The following is a 615-nucleotide window of genomic DNA, read 5'->3' as shown; positions in this document are numbered from 1 at the left end:
CGCCATGGCGCTCCCGCAATTCGGCGAACAGCTCCTCGAGGGTCAGAGGGCCATTCTCACTCTGCCGCATCGTCCCGGAACGATCGACGACCCGGTAGAAGGGCGGCTCGGCGGCAGGCTCGACCACGGCCTCGGCGAGCAGCTGCAGCGTCCGCCGGGCGACGGGAAAGGCGTCCTGGCGACGGATTTCCGCTTCGATCATCGACCGGACGGATTCCCGTGCCGCCCGCGCCGCGACGACGGCCGGAGCCTCGACCTCTCCGGACGGCTTCGTCGGGGAGGCTTTGGTCGGAGAGGTCTTGCCGGCTGCGTGTGTCTTAGCCGCGCGTGTCTTGGCTGCGATCATCGGTTCGATTGTGTCTCAGGCACCGGGCCGTGTCGATGCGGCGGCGCTCAGCGGTCCCGGTGCGAAGCGGCGCAGGACACGGCTCGACTCGGATACGATCACCGGACGCGGTCCGGCGAAGGAGATTTCCAGGGTCAGTTCCGCCACGCCCTGCGAGCGGGCACCGTTCCGTGGGTTCGCCGCACGGAAATCGAAGGTGGAGCGCACGATGCAGCTGCTCGTACCGACGCTGCAGGCCATGCGCGGGGAACCGTCCTGCACCACGTAAC

Annotated in this window: 2 pseudogenes; both read right to left on the bottom strand. The window is 68.6% G+C overall.

What is annotated here, in order from left to right:
- Positions 1 to 346, bottom strand: a pseudogene (locus tag VP06_RS33450) (hypothetical protein); the annotation flags it as partial.
- Positions 347 to 361: 15 nt separating this feature from the next.
- Positions 362 to 615 (bottom strand): annotated as a pseudogene (locus VP06_RS33445) (hypothetical protein); the annotation flags it as partial.

This window comes from Methylobacterium aquaticum (genome assembly GCF_001043915.1).
GTDB classification, from domain to species: Bacteria; Pseudomonadota; Alphaproteobacteria; order Rhizobiales; family Beijerinckiaceae; genus Methylobacterium; species Methylobacterium aquaticum.
Note: the sequence above shows the minus strand (reverse complement) of the source record. Positions and strands in the feature narration are given on the sequence as shown.